Source organism: Massilia oculi (assembly GCF_017582745.1).
In the GTDB taxonomy this organism is placed as follows: Bacteria; Pseudomonadota; Gammaproteobacteria; order Burkholderiales; family Burkholderiaceae_D; genus Telluria; species Telluria oculi_A.
The window spans coordinates 13,280-39,130 of the sequence record NZ_JAFVIM010000028.1 but is presented as its reverse complement, the minus strand read 5'-3'; the positions used below and the strand labels follow the sequence as shown (position 1 = coordinate 39,130).

23 protein-coding genes are annotated in these 25,851 nt (G+C 68.5%); 11 read left to right on the top strand and 12 right to left on the bottom strand.

All coding sequences use genetic code 11. The annotated features are described in order from the left end of the window. Positions 1–70 precede the first annotated feature (70 nt). Entirely contained in the window at positions 71–2,767 is a 2,697-nt protein-coding gene (locus tag J3U95_RS24260) for an ATP-binding protein (protein ID WP_208281207.1), read from the top strand. On the opposite strand, the gene J3U95_RS24255 is transcribed toward J3U95_RS24260, so the two are convergent. The 4 genes from J3U95_RS24255 to J3U95_RS24240 are packed head-to-tail and all read right to left on the bottom strand — an operon-like array spanning position 2,764 to position 6,338. Beyond that, the gene (locus J3U95_RS24255) at positions 2,764–4,152 is read right to left on the bottom strand and encodes a multicopper oxidase family protein (RefSeq protein WP_208281206.1); all 1,389 of its coding nucleotides are present in this window, start codon (positions 4,150–4,152) and stop codon (positions 2,764–2,766) included. The two genes, J3U95_RS24260 and J3U95_RS24255, sit on opposite strands and share 4 nt — an antisense overlap. Beyond that, positions 4,149–5,531: a TolC family protein gene (locus tag J3U95_RS24250; RefSeq protein WP_208281205.1), complete on the bottom strand. Its 1,383-nt coding sequence runs from the start codon at positions 5,529–5,531 to the stop codon at positions 4,149–4,151. The genes J3U95_RS24255 and J3U95_RS24250 overlap by 4 nt, the downstream gene beginning before the upstream one ends. Continuing rightward, the gene (locus tag J3U95_RS24245; RefSeq protein WP_208281204.1) at positions 5,531–5,890 is read right to left on the bottom strand and encodes a hypothetical protein; all 360 of its coding nucleotides are present in this window, start codon (positions 5,888–5,890) and stop codon (positions 5,531–5,533) included. The genes J3U95_RS24250 and J3U95_RS24245 overlap by 1 nt, the downstream gene beginning before the upstream one ends. Before the next feature lie 55 nt (positions 5,891–5,945). After that, positions 5,946–6,338, bottom strand: coding sequence for a hypothetical protein (locus J3U95_RS24240; RefSeq protein WP_208281203.1), 393 nt, complete (start codon positions 6,336–6,338; stop codon positions 5,946–5,948). 116 nt (positions 6,339–6,454) lie between these two features. Here J3U95_RS24240 and J3U95_RS24235 point away from each other — a divergent pair, with 116 nt between their 5' ends. The 3 genes from J3U95_RS24235 (at position 6,455) to J3U95_RS24225 (ending at position 9,845) form a co-directional block, all read left to right on the top strand. Continuing rightward, positions 6,455–9,133, top strand: coding sequence for a bifunctional acetate--CoA ligase family protein/GNAT family N-acetyltransferase (locus J3U95_RS24235; protein WP_208281202.1), 2,679 nt, complete (start codon positions 6,455–6,457; stop codon positions 9,131–9,133). Positions 9,134–9,277: 144 nt separating this feature from the next. Continuing rightward, positions 9,278–9,553: a hypothetical protein gene (locus J3U95_RS24230; RefSeq protein ID WP_208281201.1), complete on the top strand. Its 276-nt coding sequence runs from the start codon at positions 9,278–9,280 to the stop codon at positions 9,551–9,553. Between the two features lie 7 nt (positions 9,554–9,560). Next, complete coding sequence (locus tag J3U95_RS24225; RefSeq protein ID WP_208281200.1) at positions 9,561–9,845, top strand: hypothetical protein; 285 nt, start codon at positions 9,561–9,563, stop codon at positions 9,843–9,845. Here the strand turns inward: J3U95_RS24225 and J3U95_RS24220 are convergent. Continuing rightward, the gene (locus J3U95_RS24220) at positions 9,838–10,194 is read right to left on the bottom strand and encodes a cupin domain-containing protein (protein ID WP_208281199.1); all 357 of its coding nucleotides are present in this window, start codon (positions 10,192–10,194) and stop codon (positions 9,838–9,840) included. The genes J3U95_RS24225 and J3U95_RS24220 overlap by 8 nt on opposite strands. A gap of 67 nt (positions 10,195–10,261) precedes the next feature. On the opposite strand from J3U95_RS24220, the gene J3U95_RS24215 reads away from it, so the two are divergent. Both J3U95_RS24215 and J3U95_RS24210 read left to right on the top strand, forming a co-directional pair. Further along, positions 10,262–11,131, top strand: a complete 870-nt coding sequence (locus J3U95_RS24215; RefSeq protein WP_208281198.1) for an AraC family transcriptional regulator — start codon at positions 10,262–10,264, stop codon at positions 11,129–11,131. Positions 11,132–11,166: 35 nt separating this feature from the next. Further along, positions 11,167–11,619, top strand: coding sequence for a GNAT family N-acetyltransferase (locus J3U95_RS24210; protein ID WP_208281197.1), 453 nt, complete (start codon positions 11,167–11,169; stop codon positions 11,617–11,619). 10 nt (positions 11,620–11,629) lie between these two features. Here the strand turns inward: J3U95_RS24210 and J3U95_RS24205 are convergent, their stop codons facing one another. The 3 genes from J3U95_RS24205 to J3U95_RS24195 all read right to left on the bottom strand — a co-directional run bounded on the left by J3U95_RS24205 (position 11,630) and on the right by J3U95_RS24195 (position 13,885). Continuing rightward, the gene (locus tag J3U95_RS24205; protein WP_208281196.1) at positions 11,630–12,874 is read right to left on the bottom strand and encodes a DEAD/DEAH box helicase; all 1,245 of its coding nucleotides are present in this window, start codon (positions 12,872–12,874) and stop codon (positions 11,630–11,632) included. A 103-nt stretch (positions 12,875–12,977) separates the two neighbouring features. Next, complete coding sequence (locus J3U95_RS24200) at positions 12,978–13,115, bottom strand: hypothetical protein (protein ID WP_208281195.1); 138 nt, start codon at positions 13,113–13,115, stop codon at positions 12,978–12,980. A 92-nt stretch (positions 13,116–13,207) separates the two neighbouring features. After that, the gene (locus tag J3U95_RS24195) at positions 13,208–13,885 is read right to left on the bottom strand and encodes a hypothetical protein (RefSeq protein WP_208281194.1); all 678 of its coding nucleotides are present in this window, start codon (positions 13,883–13,885) and stop codon (positions 13,208–13,210) included. 238 nt (positions 13,886–14,123) lie between these two features. Here J3U95_RS24195 and J3U95_RS24190 point away from each other — a divergent pair, with 238 nt between their 5' ends. From J3U95_RS24190 to J3U95_RS24180, 3 genes are all read left to right on the top strand, one after another. Continuing rightward, on the top strand, positions 14,124–15,404 hold the full coding sequence (locus J3U95_RS24190) for a sensor histidine kinase (RefSeq protein ID WP_208281193.1): 1,281 nt from the start codon (positions 14,124–14,126) through the stop codon (positions 15,402–15,404). After that, complete coding sequence (locus tag J3U95_RS24185) at positions 15,394–16,176, top strand: LytR/AlgR family response regulator transcription factor (RefSeq protein ID WP_208281192.1); 783 nt, start codon at positions 15,394–15,396, stop codon at positions 16,174–16,176. Before J3U95_RS24190 ends, J3U95_RS24185 begins: the two co-directional genes overlap by 11 nt. Before the next feature lie 105 nt (positions 16,177–16,281). Then, a complete protein-coding gene (locus J3U95_RS24180; protein WP_208281191.1) occupies positions 16,282–17,583 on the top strand; it encodes an NAD(P)/FAD-dependent oxidoreductase in 1,302 nt (433 codons plus the stop codon). Between the two features lie 65 nt (positions 17,584–17,648). Here J3U95_RS24180 and J3U95_RS24175 read toward each other — a convergent pair whose 3' ends face one another. Beyond that, the gene (locus tag J3U95_RS24175) at positions 17,649–18,371 is read right to left on the bottom strand and encodes a sensor histidine kinase (RefSeq protein ID WP_208281190.1); all 723 of its coding nucleotides are present in this window, start codon (positions 18,369–18,371) and stop codon (positions 17,649–17,651) included. A 193-nt stretch (positions 18,372–18,564) separates the two neighbouring features. On the opposite strand from J3U95_RS24175, the gene J3U95_RS24170 reads away from it, so the two are divergent. After that, positions 18,565–19,029 (top strand): hemerythrin domain-containing protein, encoded by a 465-nt coding sequence (locus tag J3U95_RS24170; RefSeq protein WP_208281189.1) that lies wholly within the window; start codon positions 18,565–18,567, stop codon positions 19,027–19,029. A gap of 31 nt (positions 19,030–19,060) precedes the next feature. Here the strand turns inward: J3U95_RS24170 and J3U95_RS24165 are convergent, their stop codons facing one another. Beyond that, a complete protein-coding gene (locus J3U95_RS24165; protein ID WP_370662107.1) occupies positions 19,061–20,707 on the bottom strand; it encodes a response regulator in 1,647 nt (548 codons plus the stop codon). Between the two features lie 244 nt (positions 20,708–20,951). Between J3U95_RS24165 and J3U95_RS24160 the strand changes: the two genes are divergently transcribed. Beyond that, positions 20,952–21,371 carry a hypothetical protein gene (locus J3U95_RS24160; protein WP_208281187.1) on the top strand — a complete coding sequence of 140 codons (420 nt, stop codon included), beginning with the start codon at positions 20,952–20,954 and terminating at the stop codon, positions 21,369–21,371. A gap of 157 nt (positions 21,372–21,528) precedes the next feature. Here the strand turns inward: J3U95_RS24160 and J3U95_RS24155 are convergent, their stop codons facing one another. Beyond that, a complete protein-coding gene (locus J3U95_RS24155; RefSeq protein ID WP_208281186.1) occupies positions 21,529–22,545 on the bottom strand; it encodes a GGDEF domain-containing response regulator in 1,017 nt (338 codons plus the stop codon). Positions 22,546–22,744: 199 nt separating this feature from the next. Further along, positions 22,745–25,801 carry an ATP-binding protein gene (locus tag J3U95_RS24150; protein ID WP_208281185.1) on the bottom strand — a complete coding sequence of 1,019 codons (3,057 nt, stop codon included), beginning with the start codon at positions 25,799–25,801 and terminating at the stop codon, positions 22,745–22,747. Positions 25,802–25,851: the final 50 nt, after the last annotated feature.

Sequence of the window (25,851 nt, the reverse complement as noted above, 5' to 3'; positions counted from 1 at the left end):
TGCTGCCCCCGTCGGATCCTCCACGGGGAGATACATGCGACAGGGCGTTCTAGCAGAACCGACGGATCTGGTGAAGCATCATCCGAGCGGCGCCCAGTTGCGCCACGTGGTGTGGGTGCTGGCTTGCCTGGCGCTGGTCTTCGCGCTGCTGGCGCCGGCCGCCGGGATACCGCTGGCGCGGGCGCCGGAATTCATCCCGATGTACGGCTCGGTGCTGATCGGCGCCAACCTGCTGACCGGCATCCTGCTGCTCGGGCACGTCCACACCGGACGCTCGCGCGCGCTCGGCTTCCTGGTGCTGGGCTACCTGCTCACGGCGCTGATCGCCAGCGCCCACCTGCTGACCTTTCCCGGCCTGTTCGCCGACCAGGGCGTGCTGGGCGGGAATCACCAGACCACGCCCTGGCTCCACATCGCCTGGCATGCGCTGTTTCCCCTGTTCGTGCTCGGCTATACCCGCAGCACCCATGCGCCGCCGCTGCCGCCGCACTTCATGCGCGTCGGCGCCTTGCTGATCGTGCTGGTCGTGGCGCTGCTGGTGCTGGTGTCGACCTCGGGCGCACGCTGGCTGCCGCCATTGATGGCGGGAACGCGCACGCTGCCGCTGTATCACTGGATCGCGGGCGCCATACTCGCCCTCTCGGTCGGAGTGCTGTGGGCGATCGTGCGCAAGCGCCCGCGCACCGTGCTCGATGTCTGGCTGGCGGTGGCGATGGCGGCCTGGGTGTTCGAGGTTGCGCTGTCCTGCTTGCTCAATGGCGGCATGTTCGACCTCGGTTTCTATGCCGGCCGCCTGTATGGCCTGGCGGCGGCGCTGTTCGTGCTGGGGGCGCTGGCGATCGACAATATCGCCCTGCATGCGCGCCTGCACGCGACCTTCCAGGAAATGATCGAAACCCGCGCCCGCGCCCAGTGGCAAAGCCTGCTGGGTACGGTGCTGCGGCAGTTGCCGGACGGGGTGCTGATCGTCGACGCGGCGGGGCGCTGCGTGATGGCCAACGACCAGGCCGGACGGATGGCGGCCAGCTTCGCGCAGGGCGGCGACGGCGCGCAAGCCGGCATCGCGGCCATGCTCGACCTGATCCGGGCTCCGGTGACGCGCGCGGTGGAGGGAGAGACCTTCCACGACGCCGTGCTGGAAAGTATCCATGCCGGCGTGCGGCGCACCTATACGGTGAGCGGCGCGCCGCTGCGCGACGGCGCCGCCGAACTGGCGGCGGCGGTGATCGTGCTGGACGACGTCACCGAGCGCACCGAGGCCAGCGCGGCCCTGGCGCGCGCCCTGGACCAGACGCGCTACCTGATCGAGAACACGCCGCTGGCTGTGATCGAATGGAACCGCGAACGGGTCGTCACCCTGTGGAACGGCCGCGCCGAAGAGCTGTTCGGCTGGCGCCAGCATGAGGTGGTGGGCGAGCGCATCGATGCGCTGCCGCTGATCCACGAGAGCGACGCCGACCAGGTGGGCCTGATGATCCGGCGCCTGCTCGATTCTCCCACCCGCCACGCCAAGTCGAGCAACCGCAACCTCACCCGCGACGGCCGCGTGCTGTGCTGCGAGTGGTACAACTCGGTGCTGGTCGACGAGGCCGGCCAGATCCTGACCGTGTTCTCTCTGGTGCTGGACGTGACCGAGCGCGAACAGGCGATGGACGGCCTGCGCGAGGCCGACCAGCGCAAGGACGTGTACATCGCCACCCTGGCGCACGAGCTGCGCAACCCGCTGGCGCCGATCGCCAACGCGGCCTCGCTCCTGCGCGGCAAGTCGCTGCCGCCCGAGCGCATCGAATGGATCGCGGCCATGGTCGGACGCCAGGTGGCCCAGATGGCGCGCCTGCTGGATGACCTGCTGGAGGTCTCGCGCATCGGCCGCGGCAAGATCGAGCTGCGCCGCACGCGGGTCGAACTCGGGCGGCTGATCCGCGACGCCCTGCAGGCCAGCATGCCGCTGATCGAGAGCGGGCGCCACCAGGTGGCGCTGCGGCTGGTCGACGAGCCCCTGTGGGTCGATGCCGACGCGCTGCGCCTGACCCAGGTGTTCGCGAACCTGATCAACAATGCGGCCAAGTACACGCCGCCCGGCGGCGCGCTAGAGATCGGACTGCGCTCGGAGAACGGCGAGGCGGTGGCCTGGGTGGCCGACAATGGCGTCGGCCTGGACGCCAGCATGATCGAGCGCGTGTTCGATCCCTTCGTGCAGGTCGGCAGCGCGCGCCACCTGGCGCAGGGCGGGCTGGGGATCGGGCTGTCGCTGGCCAAGGGCTTCGTCGAGCTGCACGGCGGCAGCGTGCGCGCCGACAGCGACGGGGAGGGGCAAGGCGCCACCTTCATCGTGCGCCTGCCGCTGTGCGAGGCGGCCGAGCCGGAGGCCCTCGCCGAGGGCGAGTCGGCCGGCGGCGCCGTCACCGGAAGGCATATCCTGGTGGCCGACGACAACGTCGACGCCGCCGAGTCGCTGGCCTGGCTGCTGCGCTCCGAAGGCGCGACCGTGACGGTGGCGCACGACGGCGCCCAGGCGGTGCGGCTGTACCATGAGCGCTGCGCCGACATCGTGGTGCTCGACCTCGGCATGCCCGAGATGAGCGGACTGGAAGTGGCGGCGATCCTGGCCGACAAGTGTCCGCGCCCTTACCTGGTGGCGGTCACGGGACGCGGCCGCCAGGAAGACCGCGCCGCCTCGCGCGCGGCCGGCTTCGACGAGCACTTGACCAAGCCGGTCGCGCCGCAGCAGCTGATCGAGCTGCTGCGCGGGGTGGGACAGGCTTAGTGCTGGTGGCCGCCGTGGTCCTTGGCGCCAGGCTTGCGCGCGTTGAGGGCCGGGCCGGACGCCGGCTCCGGACTGGCATTCGGCGCGCTGGTGGCGGTCGGCACCTCGCCGGTCCATTCGCGCGCGACGCTGCCTGCCGGGTGACGGTACCAGCCGGGATCGCGGTAGTCGCCGCGCTTGAGGCCTTCGCGCACCTTCAGCACCGTGAACATGCCGCCCATCTCGAGGTTGCCGAAGGGGCCGTCGCCGCTCATCATCGGCAGCGTGTTGTGCGGCAGCGCCATCTTCATGTCGCCCATCGAGCCGCCCTTGTCGCCCATGACCATATAGCCCGGCACCAGCTTGTTGATCTTCTCGGCCACGCCGCGGTGGTCGACCCCAATCAGGGTCGGCACGTCGTGCCCCATCGCATTCATCGTGTGGTGCGATTTATGGCAGTGGAAAGCCCAGTCGCCGGGCGCGTCGGCCACGAACTCGATGGCCCGCATCTGGCCCACGGCGACGTCGGTAGTGACCTCGGGCCAGCGCGCCGACTTGGGCACCCAGCCGCCGTCGGTGCCGGCCACTTCGAAGCGGTGGCCGTGCAGGTGGATCGGGTGGTTCGTCATCGTCAGGTTGCCGACCCGGATGCGCACCTTCTCGTTCAGCCCGGCCACCATCGGATCCAGGCCCGGGAACACGCGGCTGTTGATGGTCCACAGATTGAAGTCGAGCATGGTGTTGGTACGCGGGGTGTAGCTGCCGGGCTCGATGTCGTAGGACGACAGTAGCATGACATAATCTCGAGCAACAGCGTGCTGGCGCGGGTCTTTGGGATGGGTGACCCAGAAGCCCATCATCCCCATCGCCATCTGCTGCATCTCGTCGGCGTGCGGGTGGTACATGAAGGTGCCGGCATGGCGCGCCACGAATTCGTAGACGAAGGTTTTACCCGGCTGGATGCCGGGTTGCGTGAGGCCGGTGACGCCGTCCATCCCGCACGGCAGCAACTGGCCGTGCCAGTGCACGCTGGTGTGCTCGGGCAGCTTGTTGGTCACGAAAATCCGCACCCGGTCGCCTTCGACCACCTCGATGGTGGGACCCGGGCTCTGGCCGTTGTAGCCCCACAGATTGGCCTGCATGCCGGGCGCCAGTTCGCGCACCACGGGTTCGGCCACCAGGTGGAATTCCTTGACGCCGTCCTTCATGCGCCAAGGCAGGGTCCAGCCGTTGAGGGTCACGACCGGGTTGTAGGGACGGCCGCTCGGCGGCGCCAGCGGGGCCGCGGTAGCGGCGGAAGTGTGGACGGGGGCTTCGGGCAGCCCGGCGGCGCCGGCCTTACTCACCAGCGAGGCGCCCAGCATGGTCACGCCGGCGCCGGTCAGAAACGATCTGCGGTTGGTCATTGTGCTTCCTTGTGTTCGTGTACGGGCGGCAGACGGCCTCCCAGGGCGGCTTCGAGGTCGGCCTCGGCCAGCCAGAAATCCTTGAGGGCGTCGATGGTGGCGTGCACCGCCGCCGCCTGTTCGCGCGCATCGGCCAGCAGCTCGAAGGGGCTGGCCAGCATGCCGTTGTAGCGCAGCAGGGTCTCGCCCGCGATCTTCTGGCGCAGCGGGATCACCTGGTCGCGGTAGTGGCGCGCGACGTCGTAGCTGGCGCGGTAGCCCAGGTAGCCGGCGCGCGCTTCGCTGCGCGCATTCACCGCCGTCTCGGCGACCCGCCCTACGGACTGCATGTACACACCTTCAGCGCGCGCGACCCGGGCGCCGCCCCAGTCGAACAGCGGCAGCTCGAGCGAGATTTCATAGCCTTCGCTGCGCGGCTCTCCCGTCTCGCTCTTGCTGGCGTAGCCCAGGTCGAGCACGTTGACCATGCGCGTGGCGCGCGTCAGGCCCAGGTCGGCGGCGGTGCCGGCGGCGGCGGCGCGCGCGGCGCGCACGTCGAGCCGCCGTTCCAGCGCCAGGCGTTCGATGCCCGCCAGTTCCACGGGTTGGGCGGGCAGCTCGGGCAGGCGTTCGGGCAGGGCGTAGCCGGCCTGCGCGCCCCACAGCCCGAGCTGGCGCGTCAGGTGTTCGCGGGCGGCGTCGCGGGCGCGGCCGGCGCGCAGCACGGCGGCGCCGGCTTCGGCATGAAAGGCCGATTCGCGCGCCAGGTCGAGCGCGCTGGCATTGCCGGCCAGGGTCATGCGTTCCATCAGTTCGCTGGAGGCGTCGGCCGCCGCGGCGACCTGGCGCGCATAGTCGAGCGCCTGGCCGGCGGCCACGGCCTCGATCCAGGCGCGCCGGGTGGCGATCGCATGGCGTTCGATGGCGGCGGCGACCCGTAACGTGGCCTCCTGATGGCGCCGCTCGGCCATGCGCTGGCGCAGCGGCATGGTCAAGAGGCCCGCCAGGTCGAGCGACACGCCGCGCTCGATCTCGCGGCTGCCGCCGCCATCCATGCGCGAAAAGCCGAACGCGGGATTGCGCAGGCGCGCGGCCTGGGCCAGGTCGGCCTGGGCGATGCCGGCGTCCCAGTAGCTGGCCTGCAGGCCGGGGTGGTTCAGGACGGCGATGCGCACGGCGGCGTCCAGGCCGAGCGGCTCCTTGAGCAGGGCATCGATTTCGAGAGCCAGCGCGCGCCGGTCGTCGTCGCTCTGCAGCAGGCGCGCCTCGACGCCGGTGCGCTCGCGCGCCTCGTCGGCGCTCAGACGGAATGCGGCATCGGGATCGGTGCTGGCGCAGCCGGCCAGCAGCAGCGCGGCAGCCGCGGCCATGGCGCCGCGCGACATCATCGGGGCGGCCATCAGTGGTGTTCTCCATGCTCGTGGTGGCCATGGTGTTCATGGCCGTCGGCCTTCGGCTTTGCCTTTGGCGCGGGCTTGGCGTGGCCGGCATGCGCGGAGTGGTCGGCATGTGCGGCGTGTGCGCCATGATGGGCATGCGCCGGCTGGCCGGCCACGGTGCGGTTGCTTTCCTGCCAGTTGCGGTCCGGCGTGGTCGCGGCGGCGGCAGGCGGGCGCGGGACGTGGACGCTCTGGTAGCGCGTCTCGGGAACGGCGGCGGCGGGGTCAATGGCGGTGTGCTGGGCGACGGCGGGCATGGCCGCGAGCGATGCGCCGAGCAGGGCGGCCGCGCGCCATGGCGCGGCGGTAAGAATAAACATGGTGTCCTCGTTCGGATGAAATGCGTCGGACCGCGCACGGGCGCGGCGGGCGAAATCAGGCGAGCGGGAAGCGGGGCGGTCGTTCGGGAAGCGCGAGGTCGACCGCGGCGAGGCGGCCGGTGGCGGCGACGAGAAGGGTGGTTGTCAAGGATGGCGCCGGCGGGTTGATGCCTGCCGCGGGCGCCATGGCGGCGCCCATGCAGCATGCGGCGCAGGCGCTGCAGCTGCCGTCGTGATCGTGCGTATCCTGGGCAAGGTCCGGCGTTTTGTCCTGCGTCTCGTGGCAAGGGCTGCTTGCGGCGTCGTGGTGCGCCGGAGCATGCGCGGACTGCTGCGTCCCTTGCGGCGCATCGTGCGCGCACGCGAGCATGGCGGCGGAAGCGATTCCCTGGAACGGGATCGCCAGCAGCATCAGCCATACGAACAGGAGACGGACGGAATATTTCACGCGGCGATTCTAGCATGCCCGGCGCCCCTAAAGGCAAGCCCCGGCTTCGACGCGCCGTCGGGCCGCGGCGTTTGATACGATGTGTCACTACTTGCCGATGAAAAGGGCCCCCATCAATGAGCGTCCGCAACCTGCAATTCCTGTTCGCGCCAAAGTCGGTGGCCCTGATCGGCGCCTCCGAGCGCCCCGGCAGCATGGCCACGACCCTGCTCGACAATTTGCTGGGCGGCGGCTTCAAGGGCAAGCTGTTCGCGGTCAACCCCAAGTACGAGCAGGTCGGCGAGCTGCCCTGCTACGACAGCGTGGCCGACCTGCCCGAGGCGCCCGAGCTGGCCGTGATCTGCACGCCGCCGGCGACCGTACCGCAACTGGTGCGCCAGCTGGGCGAGCGCGGCACGCGCGCGGCCGTGGTGCTCAGCAGCGGCATGGCGAAGGCGCGCGATGGGCGCGGGCGCAGCCTGCGCCAGGCCGCGCTCGATGCAGCCCATCCCTATCTGCTGCGCCTGCTCGGGCCGAACAGCGCCGGCCTGCTGGCGCCCGGCCTCGGCCTGAACGCCAGCGTAGCCCACAGCGGCGCGCTGCCGGGGCGGATCGCCTTCGTCTCGCAATCCGGTTCCCTGATGACCGGTGTGCTGGACTGGGCGCGCACGCGCGGCATCGGCTTTTCGCACTTCATCTCGCTGGGCGACTCGAGCGACGTCGACCTGGGCGACGTGCTGGACTACCTGGCCAGCGACGGCCACGCGGGCGCCATCCTGCTCTATGTCGACCAGCTGCGTTATGCGCGCAAGTTCATGTCGGCGGCGCGCGCCGCGGCGCGCAGCAAGCCGGTGCTGGTGCTCAAGTCGCGCTCCGGCGAGGATGGCGTGCGCGCGGTGGCCAGCGAGAGCGGGGCCCTGGCCAGCGAAGACGACGTGTTCGACGCCGCGGTGCGGCGCGCCGGCATGCTGCGGGTCTACACCACCGAGCAGCTGTTCGCGGCGGTCGAGACCCTGGCCTATGCCCGCCCGCTGCATGGCGAGCGGCTGGCCATCGTCAGCAACGGCGCGGGGCCCGGCGTGCTGGCGCGCGACGCGCTGCGCTACGGCAAAGGCACGGCCGCCACGCTGTCGCCCGAGTCCATCGCCCAACTGGACGCGCTGCTGCCCGGCCGGGCGAACGCGAATCCAGTCAACCTGCTGGGCGGCGCGCCGCCCGAACGCTACGCGGCCGCGCTCGAGATCCTGCTCAAGGACCCACAGGTCGACGCCGTGCTGGTGGTGCATTCGCCGACCGCCACCATCGACAGCCGCGAAGTGGCGAACGCCATCGCGCCGCTGGCGCGCGCCGCCTCGCGCCCGATCCTGTCGTGCTGGCTGGGCGGCGCCTCGGTGCTCGAGGCGCGCACCATCGCCGCCAATGCGCGCATGCCGACCTTCCGCACCCCTGAAGACGGGGTGGCCGGCTTCCTGCAGCTGGTGAACTACCGCCGCAACCAGAACCTCCTGATGGAGGTGCCGCCCTCGATGGTCGGCCACATGGCGCCCGACCGCAGTGCCGCGCGGGCGCTGGTGCGCGAGGCGATCGCCAATAAACGCCTGCTGTTGTCCGATCCCGAGACCAAGGCCATCCTGCGCGCCTACGGTCTGGCCCTGGTCGAGACCCGCGCCGCGCCCGACGTCGAGGCCGCGGTGGCGGCGGCGCGCGCCATCGGCTACCCGGTCGCGGTCAAGATCCTGACCCCCGACGTGATGCACAAGTCGGACTTCGGCGGCGTGACGCTCGACCTCGATTCCGACGACGCGGTGCGCGCCAGCGCCCAGCGCATGAGGAAGCGCCTGGACGAGCTGTTCCCCCAGGCGCGCTTCGACGGCTTTTCGGTGCAGGCCATGTGCCGGCGCGCCAACGGCCATGAACTGATCGTCGGCGCCGCCACCGATCCGGTATTCGGCCCGGTGCTGGTGTTCGGCCAGGGTGGGATCGCGGTGGAGGTCACCGACGACCATTCGGTGGCCCTGCCGCCGCTGAACCTGGTGCTGGCGCGCGACCTGGTCGACCGCACGCGGGTGGCGCGCCTGCTGGCCGGCTACCGCAACCGGCCGCCGGCCAACCTGGACGCGATCCTGGCGGTGCTGATCCAGGTCTCGCGCCTGGTGTCCGACATCCCCGAAATCGTCGAACTCGACATCAACCCGCTGCTGGCCGACAGCAAGGGGGCGACCGTGCTCGATGCGCGGGTGCGCCTGGCGCTGGCCGACCGCTCGGGCAGCACGCTCGACCGCCTGGCGATCCGTCCCTATCCGCGCGAGCTCGAAGAGACGATCGATTGGCATGGCGCGCCGCTGCTGCTGCGCCCGATCCGTCCGGAGGACGGCCCGGCCCACCTGGCCTTCTTCGATGCGCTGACCCCGGACGACATCCGCTACCGCATGTTCGTGCGCATCCGCGAGTTGCAGCCCTCGCAGCTGGCGCGCTTCACCCAGATCGACTATGACCGCGAGATGGCCTTCATCGCGACCCGCAAGAATGCCGAAGGCGTGAACGAGACGCTGGCGGTGGGCAGGGTGGTGGCCGACCCCGACAACACCAGCGCCGAATTTGCCGTCACCGTGCGCTCCGACCTGAAGGGCATGGGGCTGGGGCGGATCATGATGACCAAGTTGATCGAGTATTGCCGGGCGCGCGGCACCGGCGAGATCGTGGGCGAGGCGCTGCCGCAGAACTCGCGCATCGTCGCCATGGTGAAAAAACTGGGTTTCGAGGTGACGATCGACGGCGAGGAGGGCATCCGAAAAATGCGCCTTGCATTACGTTAGGGTTTTGCGACGTTTCGTGACAAAAGGTGAACTTTGCACGCGGTCACGATGGTATCGTAGCGCCCATTCTTGCCGTACTTGTCGCCCTGTCACGTCGTGACGATCCGCCACAGCATTTGCAACTCGAACCTCGTATCGATCACGATGTCCCGACTCGGTCTTTTCTTTTGCGCCCCGTACGCGCTGTTCATCGCGACCTGCCTCGGTTTCGTCTCGCTGGGCAATGTCGACTACCAGTCGCAGTTCACCTACCTCGAGCTGCCGATCGCGGCCCAGCTGGCGCTGGCGCACTGGCTGGGCCTGGACCGCGCGCTGGAACTTATCTCCTGGCCGGATGCCTATGGCCTGTTCATGACGCCGGCCTTCATCCTGCTGTACGCGGCCGGCGCATCGATCGAGCGCAGGCTGGATCGGCGGTAGCAGCGTGATGAAGGAAGTACACGCGATCAGGTGGTTCAAGTACCGCGAAGCCGGCATGGCATCGTGGGTCGTCAGGCGCGGACTGCTCGCCTACGGCATCCCGATGTACTTCTTCTTCGTGATCACCGGATGGTTCCGCAAGCCCGGGCAGTTCGTGCCGTCCCTCGTCTACAACATCCCGTCCTGGCTGATCGCCGGCACCGTGTTCGGCGTCCTGACCTGGTATGCATTCGAATGGCAGTACCGGCGCTATGTCGCGAAGAACGGGGAGCCTACGGCATCCGTCAAATGACGCGGCGTGGGGCGGCGGTCAGCGGGTCGCCGCTGTTCGGCGTCCCGGTCGGTTCGATCAGCAGGATATGCGCCTCTTCGCTCGCACGGGGGCGGTGACGAACGCCTGCGGGGACGACATATACCTGGCTTGCCGTCAGGCTGACGGTTTCCCCATCCTCGATGTCGATCTCCAGCCGGCCGTGCAAGACCAGGAAGAAGTCGTCGGTGGTATCGTGGACATGCCAGTGGTAGTCGCCGCGCAGCTTTGCCACCATCACGTCATGGCCATTGAACAGCGCAACGGTGCGAGGCTGCCAGGCCTCGTTGAAGGTGGCCAGCTTGGCGGCCAGGTCGATCGGAGTGTGCATATCGCGCCCCTTGAATGAAAGCGCCATTCTTGCCGGTCCGCCCGGTGCGGTCTTGTACAATTGTTGCATGAGTAAACAGTCCCGCCGCCCGGTCAACCAGGCCACGTTCGCTGCGCTGCCCCATGGCGTGACGCTGATGCAGGCCGACTTTGCCGATCACGCTTTCGAACGGCATAGCCACGAAGGCTACGTCATCGGCGTCACGACGCACGGCATCCAGCGCTTCCGTTGCAAGGGCCGGCAATACGACAGCCAGGTCGGCGATTTCGTGCTGTTCAATCCGGATGAAGATCACGACGGCCGGCAGGGGACGGAGGACGGCTTTCGCTACACGCTCTGGTACGTTCCCGAGGACTTCGTCGCCAGCTGCACGGGCGCGGATGGCGACCCGGCGCGCAAGCGCTACTTTTCGCGCCCCCAGGTCACCGACCGGAAGATGGCGCGGCAGTTCAGGGCCTTGTCGGCCAGCCTCGCCGAAGCGCTGCCTGAAGCCCACGCCGAATCGCTGCGGGTGGAATCCCTGATGTGCGCATTCCTGGCGACGATGCTGCGCCGGCACGTCGAGCGGCCGCAGTCGGCCGCCGTGCATGCCCACGTTGCGGGCGCCGCCGCGCTGTCACGGGTCAGGGACTACATCCGAACGTATTACGCGCACGATATGACGGTGTCGGACCTGGCCGCCGTGGCAGGCTTGTCGCGCGCCCACCTGACACGCGCGTTCAGCGCGGCGTATCACATGCCGCCGCACGTCTACCTGAACGCCGTGCGCATCAGGCAGGCGCAAGCGCTCATCCGTCGCGGCATGCCGCTCACGGCGGTGGCGCTCGAATGCGGATTCGCCGACCAGAGTCACTTTATTCGCCGCTTCAAGGGCGGCGTCGGCGTTACGCCGTCGGCATGGCGCGGCATGCATCGCGCGCCCCGGCCGCATTTTTAGAATCTCGTAGAATCGCTTTCATTTGCACGCCCGCCATGCCAGACCATTCCATTGACCTCTCGATTTCGCTCGAACCGCAACCGGATTACCGCGACGCGAACGTCGTCATCCAGGGCCTGATCGACTTCAACGCGGCGCACGCCGGCGGGGCCGCGCCGCAAGAGCTCCTGGTAACCTTGCGCGACCGTGACGGGAAGGTGGTCGGTGGCCTGTCCGGCGATACCTGGGTGGGCTGGCTGCAGGTGCATGCGCTGTGGCTCGCCGACGACAGGCGCGCGCGCGGCATGGGTCGCGCCCTGATGCTCGAAGCCGAGCGCGAAGCCGTGCGCCGCGGCTGCACGCAGGCCTTCCTCGAGACGCTCAGTTTCCAGGCGCTCGGTTTCTACGAGAAGCTCGGCTATGCGGTATTCAGCCGCCTCGACGGTTTCCCGCCGGGCGGCGCGCGGTACGCCATGCGCAAGTCACTGGAACCGGGCCGGGCAGACTGAGCTCGCGCGCTCAGCGCCGGAAGCGCACGTCCTCGCTGACCACCGCCGCATCGCCCTTCGGCTTCTTGGGCTTCTTCGGTTTCTTGACGATCTGCCCCTTCGCGTCCGTCAGCGGCACCCGGTGATCGGGCGCGAAGCCCGGTTCTTCGACGCGCTCGAGCGTCTGGCGGGTCAGCACCTCGATCGCCGCCAGCTGCTCGACTTCGTCGGCGCACACCAGCGACACCGCCTCCCCGGTGGCGCCGGCGCGGCCGGTGCGGCCGGTGCGGTGCACGTAGTCTTCTGCCACGATCGGCAGGTCGACGTTGATCACGGCCGGCAGGTCGTCGATGTCGATGCCGCGCGCGGCGACGTCGGTCGCCACCAGCACCCGCACCTCGCCCGCCTTGAAGCGCTCGAGCGCGCGCAGGCGTGCCGGCTGCGGCTTGTCGCCGTGGATCGAGTCGGCCGTGATGCGCTTCGCTTCGAGCAGGGACACCAGCTCGTCCACGCCCTTGCGGGTGCGGGCGAAAGCCAGCACCTGGGTCCAGTCATGGCGCTTGAGCAGATGCACGAACAGCTCCGGTTTGCGCTTCTTGTCGACCGGGACGATCCACTGCTTCACCGCGGCGACGGTGGTGTTGCGTGGCGTCGCCTCGATGCGCACCGGATCGCGCAGCATCTGGTTCGACAGCGCGCGGATCTGGTCCGAGAAGGTGGCCGAGAACAGCAGGGTCTGGCGCTTCTTGGGCAGCAGTTTCATGAGGCCGTCCAGCTCGCGCGCGAAGCCCAGGTCGAGCATGCGGTCGGCTTCGTCCAGCACCAGGGTCTTGACTTCATTGAAGCGCACCGCGTTCTGGCGCTGCAGGTCGAGCAGGCGGCCGGGCGTGGCGACCATCACGTCCACTCCCTTGCGCAGCGCCATCATCTGCGGGTTGATGCTCACGCCGCCGTAGGCGACCATGGTGCGCAGCGGCAGGCCCTCGGCATAGGTGCGCACGCTCTCGTGCACCTGCTCGGCCAGCTCGCGGGTCGGCACCAGGATCAGCGCGCGCACCGCATTGCTGCCCACGGTGCCGCTCTTGGCCAGGCGCTGGAGGATGGGCAGGGTGAAGCCGGCGGTCTTGCCGGTGCCGGTCTGGGCCGCGGCCATCACGTCGCGGCCGGCCAGCACGGCGGGGATCGCCTGTTCCTGGACGGCGGTGGGAGTGTGGTAGGCGAGGGCGTCGAGGGTGCGGACGATCTGGTCGATCAGGCCGAGGGATGCGAACGACATGGGTGGGACAACCTTGGGACGAAAATGAACAGGCCATAGTTTACCCTGCCGGAGGCCGGCATGGCGATATCACGGCGGCCGGCAGCTGGCCGGCGCCGGCCGATCAGGCGCGGGACGGTTGGCTCGAGAAGCCCAGGCTCAGGTCGGCGATCGGCTTGACCGGCTCGTTGTGTTCACGGCAGCCGCCGAGCAGCAGGCAGCTCATGGTCAGTGCAGCGGCGAGAATTCGGCGTGACAGCATGATGGACTCCCATCCCGATGGTGGAAGCCCATCATACGCCGGCCGTGTCGGGCATGGCGCGCGTTCGGTATCGCCGGCTGGAAAGGTGTCGCTCAGAAGCTGTACGACACGCTGGCGCGCAGCACCGGGAAGAATTTGTAGTCCGACAGCTGTTCGGCCAGGCGCGCTTCTTCGCGCGCGACGTCCGCCGCGAGCACCGTGCACGTCACGCGCGAGCTGGTGCAGCCGCGGCTGACCAGGTTCACGTGCGCCTTTCCCTGGTAGAACGCGCCGAGATCGGCGCTGAAGTTCCAGCGCTGGTTCGGGGTGAGGGCATTGCCCCAGCCGATGCCGATGTACGGCGCGGCCTTCTGGAAGTCGATGTTCGCGTCCAGGTTGCCGACGTCGGCCGCCGTGTAGCCACGGCCATTGATCAGGTACTGGCCGTTGGCGTTCGGACGACCGCGGCCCTTGATCTCGTTGCCGTTGTAGAGGATGCCGCCGGTCAGCCGGAACGGGCTGTCGGCGAGCACGTACCAGTCGAACAGCACGTCGAAGGTCTGGAGCTTGCCCTTGGCGTCGTAGTTGATGCCGCCGGTGCGCTTGTCGAAATCGTGCTTGAAGTAATTGATGCCGAAACGGCCGTTGAGATTGCTCTCCATCGGCACGACCAGGTGCACGCCGGCGCCGGTGGTGCCCAGCGTGGCGGTGACGGCGGCGCCGATCTCGGCGTGGGCGGAAGTGGCGGCCAGCGTGGCGGCCAGCGCGACAACGATGCGTTTCAGTACCATCTGTATGTAAAACCTTTTGATCGGAAAGGCGAGATTGTAGCGGGCAGGGGTGGGGTAGGGCATGTCTGAAAATTGTAATGAGAGGTAGAAAGCAACAGTCTTTTCGTCCGACCGTGCACCGGCTCCATGCCGCCCGACCCCGATTTCGTCGGCCCAGTTCCGACTCCGTCGCATAATGCTGTCTTGCAAGGAATGGATAGCCTATGGTGGGCCCATTCCCACCATCCGAAAGCACATCATGTTTGCAAGCCTGTTCCATGTTTTCCGCCTGCTGCTGGCCTGGCTGGCGGTCTACCTCGCCGTCTGCATCACCCTCAACCAGACCTTGCTGGAGCGGGTCGACGTCGACCTGGGCGCCGTCGGCCCGCTGCTCGGCTTCGCCCTGTGCGGCTGGGTGCTGCTGGAAGTGTTCTCGCACATGCGCCGGGTGCGCCTGGTGATCGGCCACCTGGACGCCAGCACGCTGTCGAACCGCCAGCGGCGCCAGATCGAGATCCCGCTCGAAGCGGGCGAGGCATTCGACATGATCGATGCCGCCATCCGCGAGCTGCCCGGCGCCACCGTCGTCGACAGCGCGCGCGACAGCCTGCAGGTGCGGGCCAAGGTCGCGCGCATCGACCCCTATGGCAAGGCGGCATCCCAGTTGTGGGGCCTGGAAGCCTTTGGCAACCGGCGCAACCAGATCCTGGCGACGGTGACGCCCAACGGCGACGTGGCCGGCAGCGTCACGTTGATCTGCGAGCCCGAGGCGCCGGCCTGGCTTGATTGGTTCCTGGTCGACCACGGCACCAACCTCGAGAACGCCGAAGCCGTGGTGCGCGCCATCGCGCGCCGCATCGCCGAGCGGCGCCGCGCAGAAGCGAATCAGGTACGCGAGAGCGTGACCGAGAAGGAACTCACGGTGGCGCGCCTGAACCTGCTGCATGCCCAGGTCGAACCGCACTTCCTGTACAACACCCTGGCCAGCGCCCAGGTGCTCACCCGCAGCGATCCGGCGCGCGCCGACGCCATGCTGGGCAACCTGATCCAGTACCTGCGCCATTCGCTGCCGCGCACCGAGGATGCGCCGTCGACGCTGGGCGAAGAGCTCGAGCGGGCGCGCGCCTACCTCGACATCCTGGCCATCCGCATGGGGCCGCGCCTGTCGCTGCAGGTCGACGTGCCGGACGAGTTGCAGCGGCTGGTGTTCCCGCCGATGATGCTGCAGACCCTGGTCGAGAACGCGATCAAGCACGGGCTGGAACCGAAGCCGGGAGGCGGCACGGTCTGGATCCTGGCCCGCGCGGTGGGCGGCGAACACGCGCAGGCGGTGGCCGTGACCGTGGCCGACGACGGCCGCGGCTTCTCGACCGAAGGCGCTGGCACCGGCATTGGCCTGCGCAATGTGCGCGAACGCCTGCGGCTGGCCTACGGCACTGGGGCCAGCTTCGCCATCGTCGCCAACTTCCCGAGCGGGGTGGCGGCGACCATCACGGTGCCGCTGGCGCTGCAGGGGACGGGAGGCCGCCATGCTGCCTGATACCGTCAAATGCGTGGTCGCCGAAGACGAGGCGCTGCTGCGCGACGAACTGGTCAAGTTGCTGCTCGAGGCCTGGCCCGGGCTGGACATCGTCGCCGTGTGCGAGGACGGCGGCAGCGGGCTGGAAGCCATCGAGACCCACCGGCCCGAGGTCGCCTTCCTCGACATCCGCATGCCGGGGCTGTCGGGCCTGGAGGTCGCGTCGAACCTGCTGGCGGCGGGCCTCGGCACCGAGGTCGTGTTCGTCACTGCCTATGACCAGTACGCGCTCGACGCCTTCGATCGCGGCGCGGTCGACTACCTGCTCAAGCCGGTGGCGCGCGAGCGCCTGAACGCCACCGTGGCGCGGGTGCGCGAGCGCCTGGCGCGCGGCGGCGTCGATGCCGCCAGGCTGGCCGAGCTGCTGGCGCGGCTGCAGGTGGTGGCGCCGCCGGCGCCGCGCGCGCAGCCCCTGGTCTGGCTGACGGCCAGCCGCGGCAACGAGACGCGCCTGATCCTGGTCGACGACGTGGCGTATTTCCAGTCCGACGCCAAGTACACGGTGGTGATGACGGCGGAGGGTGAGTCGCTGCTGCGCAAACCCATCCGCGACCTGCTCGAGGTGCTCGACCCGACCATGTTCAAGCAGGTGCACCGCTCGACCATCGTCAACCTGCGCGCGGTGGCCGGGGTGGCGCGCGACGAGAGCGGGCGCGGCACGATCCGCCTCAGGAACCGGCCCGAGATGCTGACTGTCAGTCAGTCCTTCATGGGTCTCTTCCGTAATATGTAGTCAACAATATTGACACGCGCAACGTTATTCACGCCGCCATAGTAAAATCGACATTGCCCGAGGGCCCGGCGGCGTTGCCGGGCAGGGCATTGTGAAGGAGGCAACTTGCGTAGCGATATCGTGATCGTGGGTGGCGGCGCCGGCGGACTCGAGCTGGCCTGCAAACTGGGCCGCAAACTCGGCCCATCCAAGGTGACGCTGGTCGACAGCCGCCTTTATCATATCTGGAAGCCGTCGCTGCACGAAGTGGCGGCCGGCACCCTGGACATCCACCAGGAAGGACTGTCGTACGCCATGCTGGCCCACGACAATGGATTCAATTTCGTGCTCGGCCCGATGACGGGGCTCGACGCCGCCGGCCAGGCGATCGAGATCGGCGCGGTGCGCGCCGCCACCGACAACGAAGAAGTGCTCCCCGTGAGGCGCCTGGGCTATGGCTCGCTGGTGATGGCGATCGGCAGCACCTCGAATTATTTCGGCGTCCCGGGCGCCGAAGAGCACTCGATCTCGCTGAACGCGACCGAGGACGCCGAGCGCTTCCGCCTGCGCATGCTGCGCCTGATGCTGGCGGTCGAGCAGCAGCGCGAGGAAGGCAAGGAAACCGGCCTGGACGTGGTCATCATCGGCGGCGGCGCCACCGGCGTCGAGCTGGCCGCGGAGCTGCGCGAAGCGTCTGGCGCTTATGCGCGCTATGGCTTCGCGCGCATGGACGTCAAGCGCGACGTGCGCATCACCATCCTCGAAGGCGCGCCGCGCATCCTGGCGCCGCTGCCCGAACGGGTATCGAAGGCGGCGCATGACCTGCTCGGCAAGCGCGGCATCAATGTGGTGGCCGACTGCCGCGTCACCGCGATCGAGGCCGACAAGGTCATCGACGGCAAGGGCAATGTCTACCCGGCCGACCTGTGCGTGTGGGCCGCCGGCATCCGCGCGCCCGAACTGCTGGCCAGCCTGGGCCTGCCGACCGCGCGCGGCGGCGGCCTCGACGTCGACGCCCACCTGCGTGTAAAAGGCGTGCCGAATATCTGGGCGCTGGGCGACTGCGCCGTCTGCATCGACGGCAATGGCGCGCCGGTGCCGCCGCGTGCCCAGGCCGCGCACCAGCAGGCGGATTACCTGGTGACCGCCTTCCTGCGCATGGACAAGGGCCAGGCGCCGCAGGACACGCCGTATGAGTACCGGGACTATGGTTCGCTGGTCTCGGTGGGGCAGAGCACCAGCGTCGGCAGCCTGATGGGTTCGCTGCGCGGGGCCAGCTGGTTCGTGCAGGGCGCGGTGGCGCGCACGATGTACGCCAGCCTGCACCTGATGCACCACCGCGCGGTGATGGGCATTACCCGCACCGCGCTGCTGGCGGTGGCGCGCTTCCTGATCCGGCGTAGTACGCCGCTGGTCAAGCTGCACTGAGTGCAGCCCTTACCAACGACAACGGCGGTTATTGGCCGCCGTTGTCGTTGGTGCACCGACCTGTTTCAGGCCGCCAGCTCGCGCGGCAAGGTCATCTGCAATATCGCGCCGCCGGTATCGCTGCGCGCCAGGGTCAGGTTACCGCCCAGGTAGCGCGCGCGTTCGCGCAGCAGGCGCAGGCCGTGGCAACCCTTCGACGATTTTTCCAGCGCATCCTCGCCCGGGCCCACGCCGTCGTCGCGCACGGTGAGCATGGCCATCTCGCCGTCGTCGTCCAGGATCACGTCCACCCGCGTGGCCTGGGCATGGGCGGCGGCGTTGCGCAGGCCTTCCTCGGCGCAGCGCAGCAACAGCACGCCGTGCTCGCGCGACCAGGCGCCGTCGTCGTCCGGCAGGCTGGCGCGCGCCTTCAGGCCGCGCTCGGCGCCGAAGGCGGGCACCAGCTCGGCGAGTGCGGCGCGCAGGCCGAGGAACTCGAGCTTGTCGTTCCACAGCTCGAGCTGCATCTTGCGATTGGTTTCGATGATGCCGGCCAGCAGGGTCTTCATCTGGGCCGCGCGTTCGCGCGCCTTGCTGTCGGCCGGCAGGTTCTGCGTCAGCAGGGCCAGGTGCATGGTCAGGGCCGTCATCGACGAGCCCAGGCTGTCGTGCAGCTGGCGCGCCAGCTGGCGCCGCTCCTGGTCCCAGCAGTTGGCCAGCCAGGCCAGCATCTCGGTGAGTTCAGCGGTGCGCGCCGCGACCTGGCGCTCGAGCTCCGGGTCGGGGGGCGATGGGGCCGGTTCGGTCATCGTAGGCTCTGTTAAATGTTTCCCAAATCATACAACAGTTGGCAATCCGGCGGCGCGCGCCCGGCGCTGCAAGACTCCAGGACGTTGTTCCCGCACAGCGTGCGCTCCCGTACAGTCTGCACGGCAGCCGCGGCGCATGCTGGAAACGTGGCCAGCGAGCCACCCATACCATACAGAATACGGGGGTAATACCATGAGCAAGAATGAGAAACCGCAGGATGCCATCGAACTCCTGACCAGCCAGCACGACGAGGTCAAGGCGCTGTTCAAGCAATTCGATGAACTGGGCGAGCGCGCCACCACCAGCAAGAAAAAACTGGCGAACGAGATCTGCGAGCAGCTGATCATGCACACGCAGATCGAGGAAGAGATCTTCTATCCGGCGCTGCGTTCGGTGTCGAAGGAAATGGAACACATGCTCGACGAAGCCGTGGTCGAACACGCCTCGGCCAAGGACCTGATCTCACAGATCCAGGAAATGGAGCCGGGCGACGACCTGTACGACGCCAAGGTCACGGTGCTGGGCGAATACATCGAGCACCACGTCGAAGAGGAAGAAGAGGAGATGTTCCCGAAAGTGCGCAAGCTCAAGCTCGACCTGGACGCCCTGGGCGCCGAGATGGCGGCGCGCCGCGACGAGCTGCTCGCCACGGCGTAAAGGCGCCGCCGCTGCGGTAACTGCGGCGGCTTCAGGCGGCGGCAGTGCCGGCCGGGGCCGGAGCCGCAGCCGCCAGCGCTTCGAGCAGGCGCTCGATCTGCACCGGCTTGACCAGGTGCTGGTCGAAGCCGGCTTCCATCACGCGCCGCTGGTCGTCCGGCAGGCCGTAGCCGGTCACGGCGATCAGGCGGATCGCGCGCGTGGCCGGGTCGGCGCGCAGGCGGCGCGCGACCTCGTAGCCATCGATGCCGGGCAGGCCGATGTCGACCAGCGCGGCGTCGGGCCGGCAGGCATGCGCCTGGCTCACGCCCTGCAGGCCGTCGGCGGCCTGGTACACCGGGTAGCCATGGGCGGCCAGCATGGTCGCCATCATCTCGCGCCCGTCTTCATTGTCTTCGATCAGCAGCACCGACGGCTTGCCGGTGTCCAGCGGTGGCGCCACCGCCGGCGCACAAGGTTCGGCCGCGCCGGTCGATTGCGCCAGGTCGGCGCTCGGAAGACGGATCGTGAAGCTGGAGCCGAGCCCGGCGCCGGCGCTGTCGGCGGCCACGCTGCCGCCGTGCAGCTCGACCAGGCGCCGCACCAGCGACAGGCCGATCCCCAGGCCGCCCTGCGAGCGGTCGATCGAGATCGCGCCCTGCACGAACACGTCGAACACCTGCGGCAGCAGTTCGGGCGGGATGCCGACGCCCGAGTCGCGCACGCTGAGCACGACGTCGTCGCCGGCGCGCGCCAGGGCGATGTCGATGGCGCCGCCGCTCGGCGTGTATTTCAGCGCATTGTCCAGCAGGTTCGACACGATCTGTTCCAGGCGCGTCGGGTCGCCGTCGACCCAGCCGGGGGCCAGGTCGACCGCGATGCGGTAACCGGTGGTGCGGCCGGTGGCGCGGAAGGTCTCCAGGCAGCTGGCCACCAGCCTGGACAGGTCGGTGGCCTGGCGCGCCAGAAGGATCTTGCCCGACATCGCACGCGACAGATCGAGCAGGTCGTCGACGATGCGCGACAGGTGCTGGCTCTGGCGCTGGATGATGGCGCGGGCGCGCGCCACCGTGTCGGGCGCGGCGCCGGCCAGGCCGATCAGGCTGGAGGCGCTGGTGATCGCCGACAGCGGATTGCGCAGCTCGTGGCCCAGCATGGCCAGGAACTCGTCCTTGGCGTGGCTTTTTCTCTCGGCGGCGCGCCGCTCTTCCATCTCGCGCACCAGGCGCTGGTTGGTGGCCGTCAGCTCCGAGGCGTGCTGCGACAGCTTCTCGGCCTGGCGCTTGAGTTCCTCGTTCTTCATCGCCAGCGTGACGAAGACCGACACCTTGGCGTGCAGGATCTGCGGGATGACCGGCGTGAACAGGAAGTCGGCGGCGCCGCGCTGGTAAGCCTTGAGACGGTCGATCTCGTCGGCCAGGAAGGCGGTGACGAAGATGATGGGGATGTCGGCCGAGCGCGGGCGCTGGTGGATCGCCTCGGCGGTCTCGAAGCCGTCCATGCCGGGCATGTTCACGTCGAGCAGGATCACGGCGAAGTCGTGCAGCAGCACCTGGCGCAAGGCTTCCTGGCCGGAGCGGGCCGACAGCACGGTGTAGTTGCCCTCGTCGGCGCGCCCGTCGAGCAGGCTCGTTAGCGCCAGCAGGCTGGCAGGGTCGTCGTTGACCACCAGGATCTTGGGTTTATCGCTGTTTGCCACGATGGATTCCGTCAACATTGCCGTGCGTGCCCGACCAAAGGGAGTCTAATCTTGTATTGCGCCTGAGTAAATACCTTGCAAAACAAGCCATCATATCATGTGACATAAGTGCCACTCGGCAAATAAATCAATCGTGCGGCGGGCAACGATGTTCGATGCCGCACATACGTCGGTACAGGGCTATGCCATAGTGGAATCGAACCGGTTCGCTGGCGGACGGGGCGCCTACAAGAAAGGACATAACATGAATATCGACACCATTGTAAATGAACAATTCCACGGCAAAACCTTCCGTGAGCTGAGCGACGCGCCTTTATCGGCGCTGCGCGGCATCGGCGAGCAGCAAGCCGCTGCGCTGGCCGACACGCTGGGCGTGAAGACGATCGGCGACCTGGCGAACCTGGAGGTGATCCGCTACGCGATCGCCATCAAGGCGCTCTCCGGTTGCGAAGGCCTCTCCAACAAGGAGAAGGCCGAGGAAACGCTGCTCGACGACGCGGTCGAGATGACGTTCCCGGCCAGCGACCCGATTTCGGTCGACGCCGGCATCACCCGCATCGAGGTGGCGCCGGACATGGTCGACGCGGGCCATGACCACCAGCATGCGCAGTCGATCGAAGAAAAGAGCAAGATTCGCGAGTGCCCGGTGGAAGAAAAGCGCTGATTCTTCCCTGACCTGGTAGGTCGAACCGGCCGCGCGGCGTCAGCCGCGTGGCCGGTTTGCTTTGCAGGTTTGTTGTGCTGCAGGATGGTGGAGGCTGGCGTGGTGCTCGTGGGGGAGCCTAAGTGAGCACGCGGAGTGAAGAAAGAGACAGCACCGCTCAGCGATGCTGCGCCGCCAGCTCCACCGGAGGATTCGACGCCGCCGCCTGGCTCGGCGCCGCCGAGGTCTTGGCCGCCGCCTGGCGGTTCGCCGCCGGCGAGCAGAAACGGTTCTTGCCGGCGCGCTTGGCCTCGTACAGCGCGTAGTCGGCAATATTGATCAGCGCATCGACCGACTCGGCGTCGTCCGGATAGATGCTGATGCCGATCGAGGTCGACAGCCGCAGGGTAAGGTCGTTGATGAAGAAGGGCTCGGACAGCGCCTCGACCAGTTTCGAGGCCGGGCCCTGGGCGTCGGCCAGGCTGTGGATGTCGCCCAGCACCACCATGAATTCGTCGCCGCCGAGGCGCGCCACGGTGTCTTCCTTGCGCGAGCTCGACAGCAGGCGCTGGGACACCATCTTGAGGATGTCGTCGCCGTAGGCGTGGCCATAGGTGTCGTTGATCGCCTTGAAGCCATCGAGGTCGAGGTACATGACGGCGGCCTTGGCGTGGCTGCGGTTGGCGTGCTGCAGGGCCGTCTCGATGCGGTCTTCCAGCAGGCGCCGGTTGGGCAGGCCGGTGAGGGCGTCGTGCAGCGCCAGTTCCTGCTGCGCCTTGGAGTATTGCGCCAGTTCCTTGTACAGCAGCCGCACCTCGAGCATATTGTGGATGCGCTTGTGCACTTCGAGCAGGTCGAAGGGCTTGCTGATGAAGTCGCGGGCGCCGGCTTCGAGCGCGGCGATCTTGAAGCTCGGCTGGGCGGTCAGGGCCAGCACCGGCAGGTAGCCGCCTTGCTCGATCTCCTTGAGGCCCTTCATTACCTGGAAACCATTCAGGCCCGGCATCTGCAGGTCGAGCAGGATCAGGTCGTAATTGTGCTCGCGGTGGAGCGGGCAGACCTGTTCCGGCAGCATGGTCGAGCTGACGCAGGTGTAGCCTTCTTCGCGCAATATCTCTTCCATCAGTTCGATATTGTCGGGCGAATCGTCCACTACCAGGATCTTCGCGTTCAAAATGTCTTGTCTGCTCGGCATGCTTTTCTCTTCTCTTCGTATGGAGCGGATTCCCTTCTGGGTGGAATCGGGCTTGAACCCATCACTACTTAGTCTAGCAAACAGCTCAAAATTTCTTGTAGGACAGCGCCGCGTGCGAGGGTAGGAACATGAACGACCGGCCGACAACGGCTGCGCTTCATTGGCCCAGCTTCACTGGATATCTATCATTGGCCCTCGCTCAACGGTTACCGGTGCGCGTTCCTCCACTGAGCAGCGACGCCACCGGCGGCGTGGTCACCATGCCGATCGCGGCCATCAGCTCGGTCTGCTCGACCGGCTTCGAAACATGGGCCGAAAAGCCCGCTTCCAGCGCCTTGAGGCGGTCTTCGGAACGGGCGAAGGCGGTCAGGGCAATGGCGGCGACCTGCCCGCCAGCCTCGCGCGGCAGGGCGCGCACCCAGGACAGCAGTTCCAGGCCGTCGACCTCGGGCATGCCGAGGTCGCTGATCAGGAGGTCGGGCGGCGCCGCCTGCAGCATCTCGAAGGCCTCGCGCGCGCTGGCGGCCAGGCGCACGCTGGCCTGGCAATCGGCCAGGATGCGGGCGATCAGCTCGCGCGCATCGCGGTCGTCGTCGACCACCAGCACCGAGGTGCCGCGCATATCGCGGATCGCGCCGTCGGCCGCCTGGGCGGCGTGGTCGGCGTCGGCGCGCTGCGCCGGCGTCTCGCGGATCATCCGGGCACGGGCCGAGTCGATGGCGCGCGGCGGCGTCTTGGCCACCGGCAGTTCGATGGTGAAGCTGGCGCCCAGGCCGACCCCGGCGCTTTCGGCGCGCACCGTGCCGCCGTGCTGCTCGACCAGGTGCTTGACGATCGACAAGCCCAGCCCGAGGCCGCCATGGCTGCGCGTCATCGAGGCGTCGGCCTGGCGGAAGCGTTCGAACACGTGGGTGATGAATTCGGGACCGATGCCGGCGCCATTGTCGCGGATCGTGATCGCCACGTGCTCCTCCTGCTGGGCGACCTCGATCGTGACCAGGCCGTCGCGCGGGGTGAACTTGATCGCGTTCGACAGCAGGTTCCAGATCACCTGCTGCAGCCGGCCCGGGTCGCCCGCCACCGCCGGCACCCGGTCTCCGTACTGGCGCTCGATGCGGATGCCCTTGGCGTCGGCCGCCGGGCGCACGGTCTCGATGGCGGCGTCGATGAAGCCGGCCGGCACCACGGTCTGCATGTCGAGCAGCACCTTGCCCGAGGTGATGCGGCTCATGTCGAGCAGGTCTTCGATCAACTGGGCCTGGGCGCGCGCGTTGCGCTCGATGGTCGACAGGCCGCGCTGCAGGTCGGCGCCGTCGCGGCTGCCGCGGCGCAGCACCTGCGACCAGCCGAGGATGGCCGACAGGGGTGTGCGCAGCTCGTGCGACAGGGTGGCCAGGAATTCGTCCTTCATCTGGCTGGTGCGCTCGGCCTCGGCGCGCGCCTCGCGCTCGTTCTCGAGCAGCACCTTGCGCTCCTCGGCGGCGCGGCTGGCGGCGTCCACCAGGCGGATATTGTCGACGGCGATCGCGGCCTGGGCCGCGATGCCGCTGACGATGCGCTCGCTGCGTTCGGTGAACACGCCGGGCTCGGGATGGCCGAAGAACATCGTGCCCAGCAACTCGCCCGAGCGCGCCGTGACCGGCACCGACAGGTAGCTGCGCACCGGCGGATGGCCGGCCGGGAGGCCGAACTGGGGCGCCTTGTCCGCATGCAGCGGGTCGTGACCGAGGTCGCCTATCCGTACCATACCGTCGGCGCGCAGCCCCGGGCCGAACAGGGCGCTGGCGCCCGGCGCCGCGAAATCCTGGAACTCGGCCGAGGTGGCGCCCGACAAGGTGTACAGCGAGAACAGCGTGCCCGCGCCTTGTTCGCCGTAGTGGAAGAAGGCGCCGAAACGGGCCCCGCAGACGCCGGCGGCGGCGTCGGTGGCGGCCTGCATCAGCGAGCGCAGGTCGCGCGTCGAAGCGAGGATGGTGCCGGTGCTGTTGAGCAGTTCGAGCACGTGCGATTCTTCGCGCAGCGCCTGCTCGGCGCGTTTGACCTGGTCGACGTCGGTATTGGTGCCGAACCAGCGCACCACGCGGCCGTCGCGGTCGTGCACCGCCTCGACCCGGGTGAGGAACCAGCGGAAGTTGCCGTCGGCGCCACGGATCGGGAATTCCATCTCGAACGGCGCGCCGGTGCGCACCGATTCGTCCCAGTGCTCGAGCACGGCCGGCAGCACCGCCGGGTCGTACACCGCTTTCCAGCCCCAGCCGGTGGATTCGCTCGGCGTAATGCCGGTGTATTCGTACCAGCGCTGGTTGAACCAGACGATGGCGCCGCTGGGGTCGGCCATCCAGGCCAGCTGCGGGATGGTGTTGGCCAGCGCGCGCAGTTCTTCCTCGCTCTGGCGCAGGTGGTCGTCGGCCTCGCGCCGGGCGCTGATGTCCTGGGCCATGCCGGTCATGCCCAGCACGCCGCCGCCCTGGGACGGGCTGGCGTAGTCGGGGCGGCCGACCAGGGCCACGCAGCGCGCGGCGGACTGGCCGCTTGGCGCGCCGCCGGCGTGGCCGTCGCGCGGCAGCAGGCGGCATTCGAGGTCGAGGTCCTTGCCCTGCGAGAAGGCTTCGAGCACGGCGCGCCGCACCCGCGGCCGGTCGTCCTGGGCCAGGCGGGCTCGCAGCAGCGGCCACTCGAGCGCCACGCCTTCGGGCAGGCCGAGGATCTCGGCCGCGCGCGCGCCGAAGGTGACGCGGTCGCTGGCCGCGTCCCAGCGCCAGTCGCCCAGGCGGCCGGCCGCGATCGCGAGCTGCAGCCGGTTGTTGTAGGCGATCAGGGCTTGCTGGTCGAGCTTGCGCGCCGTGATGTCCTGGAAGTACAGGGTCAGGCCGTCGGGCGACGGGTAGACCCGCATGTCGAGCCAGCATTGCAGGCGGCGGTAGAAGAACTCCTTGTTGACGGTGATCCGCTGCTCCATCGCGCGCCGGCAGTCGGCGGCGACCGAGGTGCCGTGCAGGTCCTCGAATTCATCCCACAGCCGGCGCCCGACCAGGCTGTCGCGGCTCTTGTTGAGCGGCGCCACCATCTGCAGTGCGCGGCCGTTGATATAGGTGATGTTCCAGTCGCGGTCGACCGCGCAAAAGCCGTCGGTGAGGCTTTCGAGCATGTTTTCCATGCGCTCGTTGGCGCGCTGCAGCTCTTGCCGGGTGGCTGCCAGGTCTTGCTCGGAGACGTGGCAGGGGGTGCTGCTGGAAAGGTCGGAGGGAGTGTTCATGCTGGGGTTGCACAGCGCCCGAGACCGGGCAGGATGTGTTTCATTGTAGA

Coding starts and splice junctions, on each gene's coding strand:
- J3U95_RS24160 (WP_208281187.1), top strand. CDS start 20,952: ATGAATATCGACACCATTGTAAATGAACAATTCCACGGCAAAACCTTC.
- J3U95_RS24185 (WP_208281192.1), top strand. CDS start 15,394: ATGCTGCCTGATACCGTCAAATGCGTGGTCGCCGAAGACGAGGCGCTG.
- J3U95_RS24255 (WP_208281206.1), bottom strand. CDS start 4,152: ATGACCAACCGCAGATCGTTTCTGACCGGCGCCGGCGTGACCATGCTG.
- J3U95_RS24220 (WP_208281199.1), bottom strand. CDS start 10,194: ATGCACACTCCGATCGACCTGGCCGCCAAGCTGGCCACCTTCAACGAG.
- J3U95_RS24190 (WP_208281193.1), top strand. CDS start 14,124: ATGTTTGCAAGCCTGTTCCATGTTTTCCGCCTGCTGCTGGCCTGGCTG.
- J3U95_RS24200 (WP_208281195.1), bottom strand. CDS start 13,115: ATGCTGTCACGCCGAATTCTCGCCGCTGCACTGACCATGAGCTGCCTG.
- J3U95_RS24195 (WP_208281194.1), bottom strand. CDS start 13,885: ATGGTACTGAAACGCATCGTTGTCGCGCTGGCCGCCACGCTGGCCGCC.
- J3U95_RS24225 (WP_208281200.1), top strand. CDS start 9,561: ATGAAGGAAGTACACGCGATCAGGTGGTTCAAGTACCGCGAAGCCGGC.
- J3U95_RS24230 (WP_208281201.1), top strand. CDS start 9,278: ATGTCCCGACTCGGTCTTTTCTTTTGCGCCCCGTACGCGCTGTTCATC.
- J3U95_RS24250 (WP_208281205.1), bottom strand. CDS start 5,531: ATGGCCGCCCCGATGATGTCGCGCGGCGCCATGGCCGCGGCTGCCGCG.
- J3U95_RS24155 (WP_208281186.1), bottom strand. CDS start 22,545: ATGCCGAGCAGACAAGACATTTTGAACGCGAAGATCCTGGTAGTGGAC.
- J3U95_RS24215 (WP_208281198.1), top strand. CDS start 10,262: ATGAGTAAACAGTCCCGCCGCCCGGTCAACCAGGCCACGTTCGCTGCG.
- J3U95_RS24170 (WP_208281189.1), top strand. CDS start 18,565: ATGAGCAAGAATGAGAAACCGCAGGATGCCATCGAACTCCTGACCAGC.
- J3U95_RS24245 (WP_208281204.1), bottom strand. CDS start 5,890: ATGTTTATTCTTACCGCCGCGCCATGGCGCGCGGCCGCCCTGCTCGGC.
- J3U95_RS24235 (WP_208281202.1), top strand. CDS start 6,455: ATGAGCGTCCGCAACCTGCAATTCCTGTTCGCGCCAAAGTCGGTGGCC.
- J3U95_RS24205 (WP_208281196.1), bottom strand. CDS start 12,874: ATGTCGTTCGCATCCCTCGGCCTGATCGACCAGATCGTCCGCACCCTC.
- J3U95_RS24175 (WP_208281190.1), bottom strand. CDS start 18,371: ATGACCGAACCGGCCCCATCGCCCCCCGACCCGGAGCTCGAGCGCCAG.
- J3U95_RS24150 (WP_208281185.1), bottom strand. CDS start 25,801: ATGAACACTCCCTCCGACCTTTCCAGCAGCACCCCCTGCCACGTCTCC.
- J3U95_RS24210 (WP_208281197.1), top strand. CDS start 11,167: ATGCCAGACCATTCCATTGACCTCTCGATTTCGCTCGAACCGCAACCG.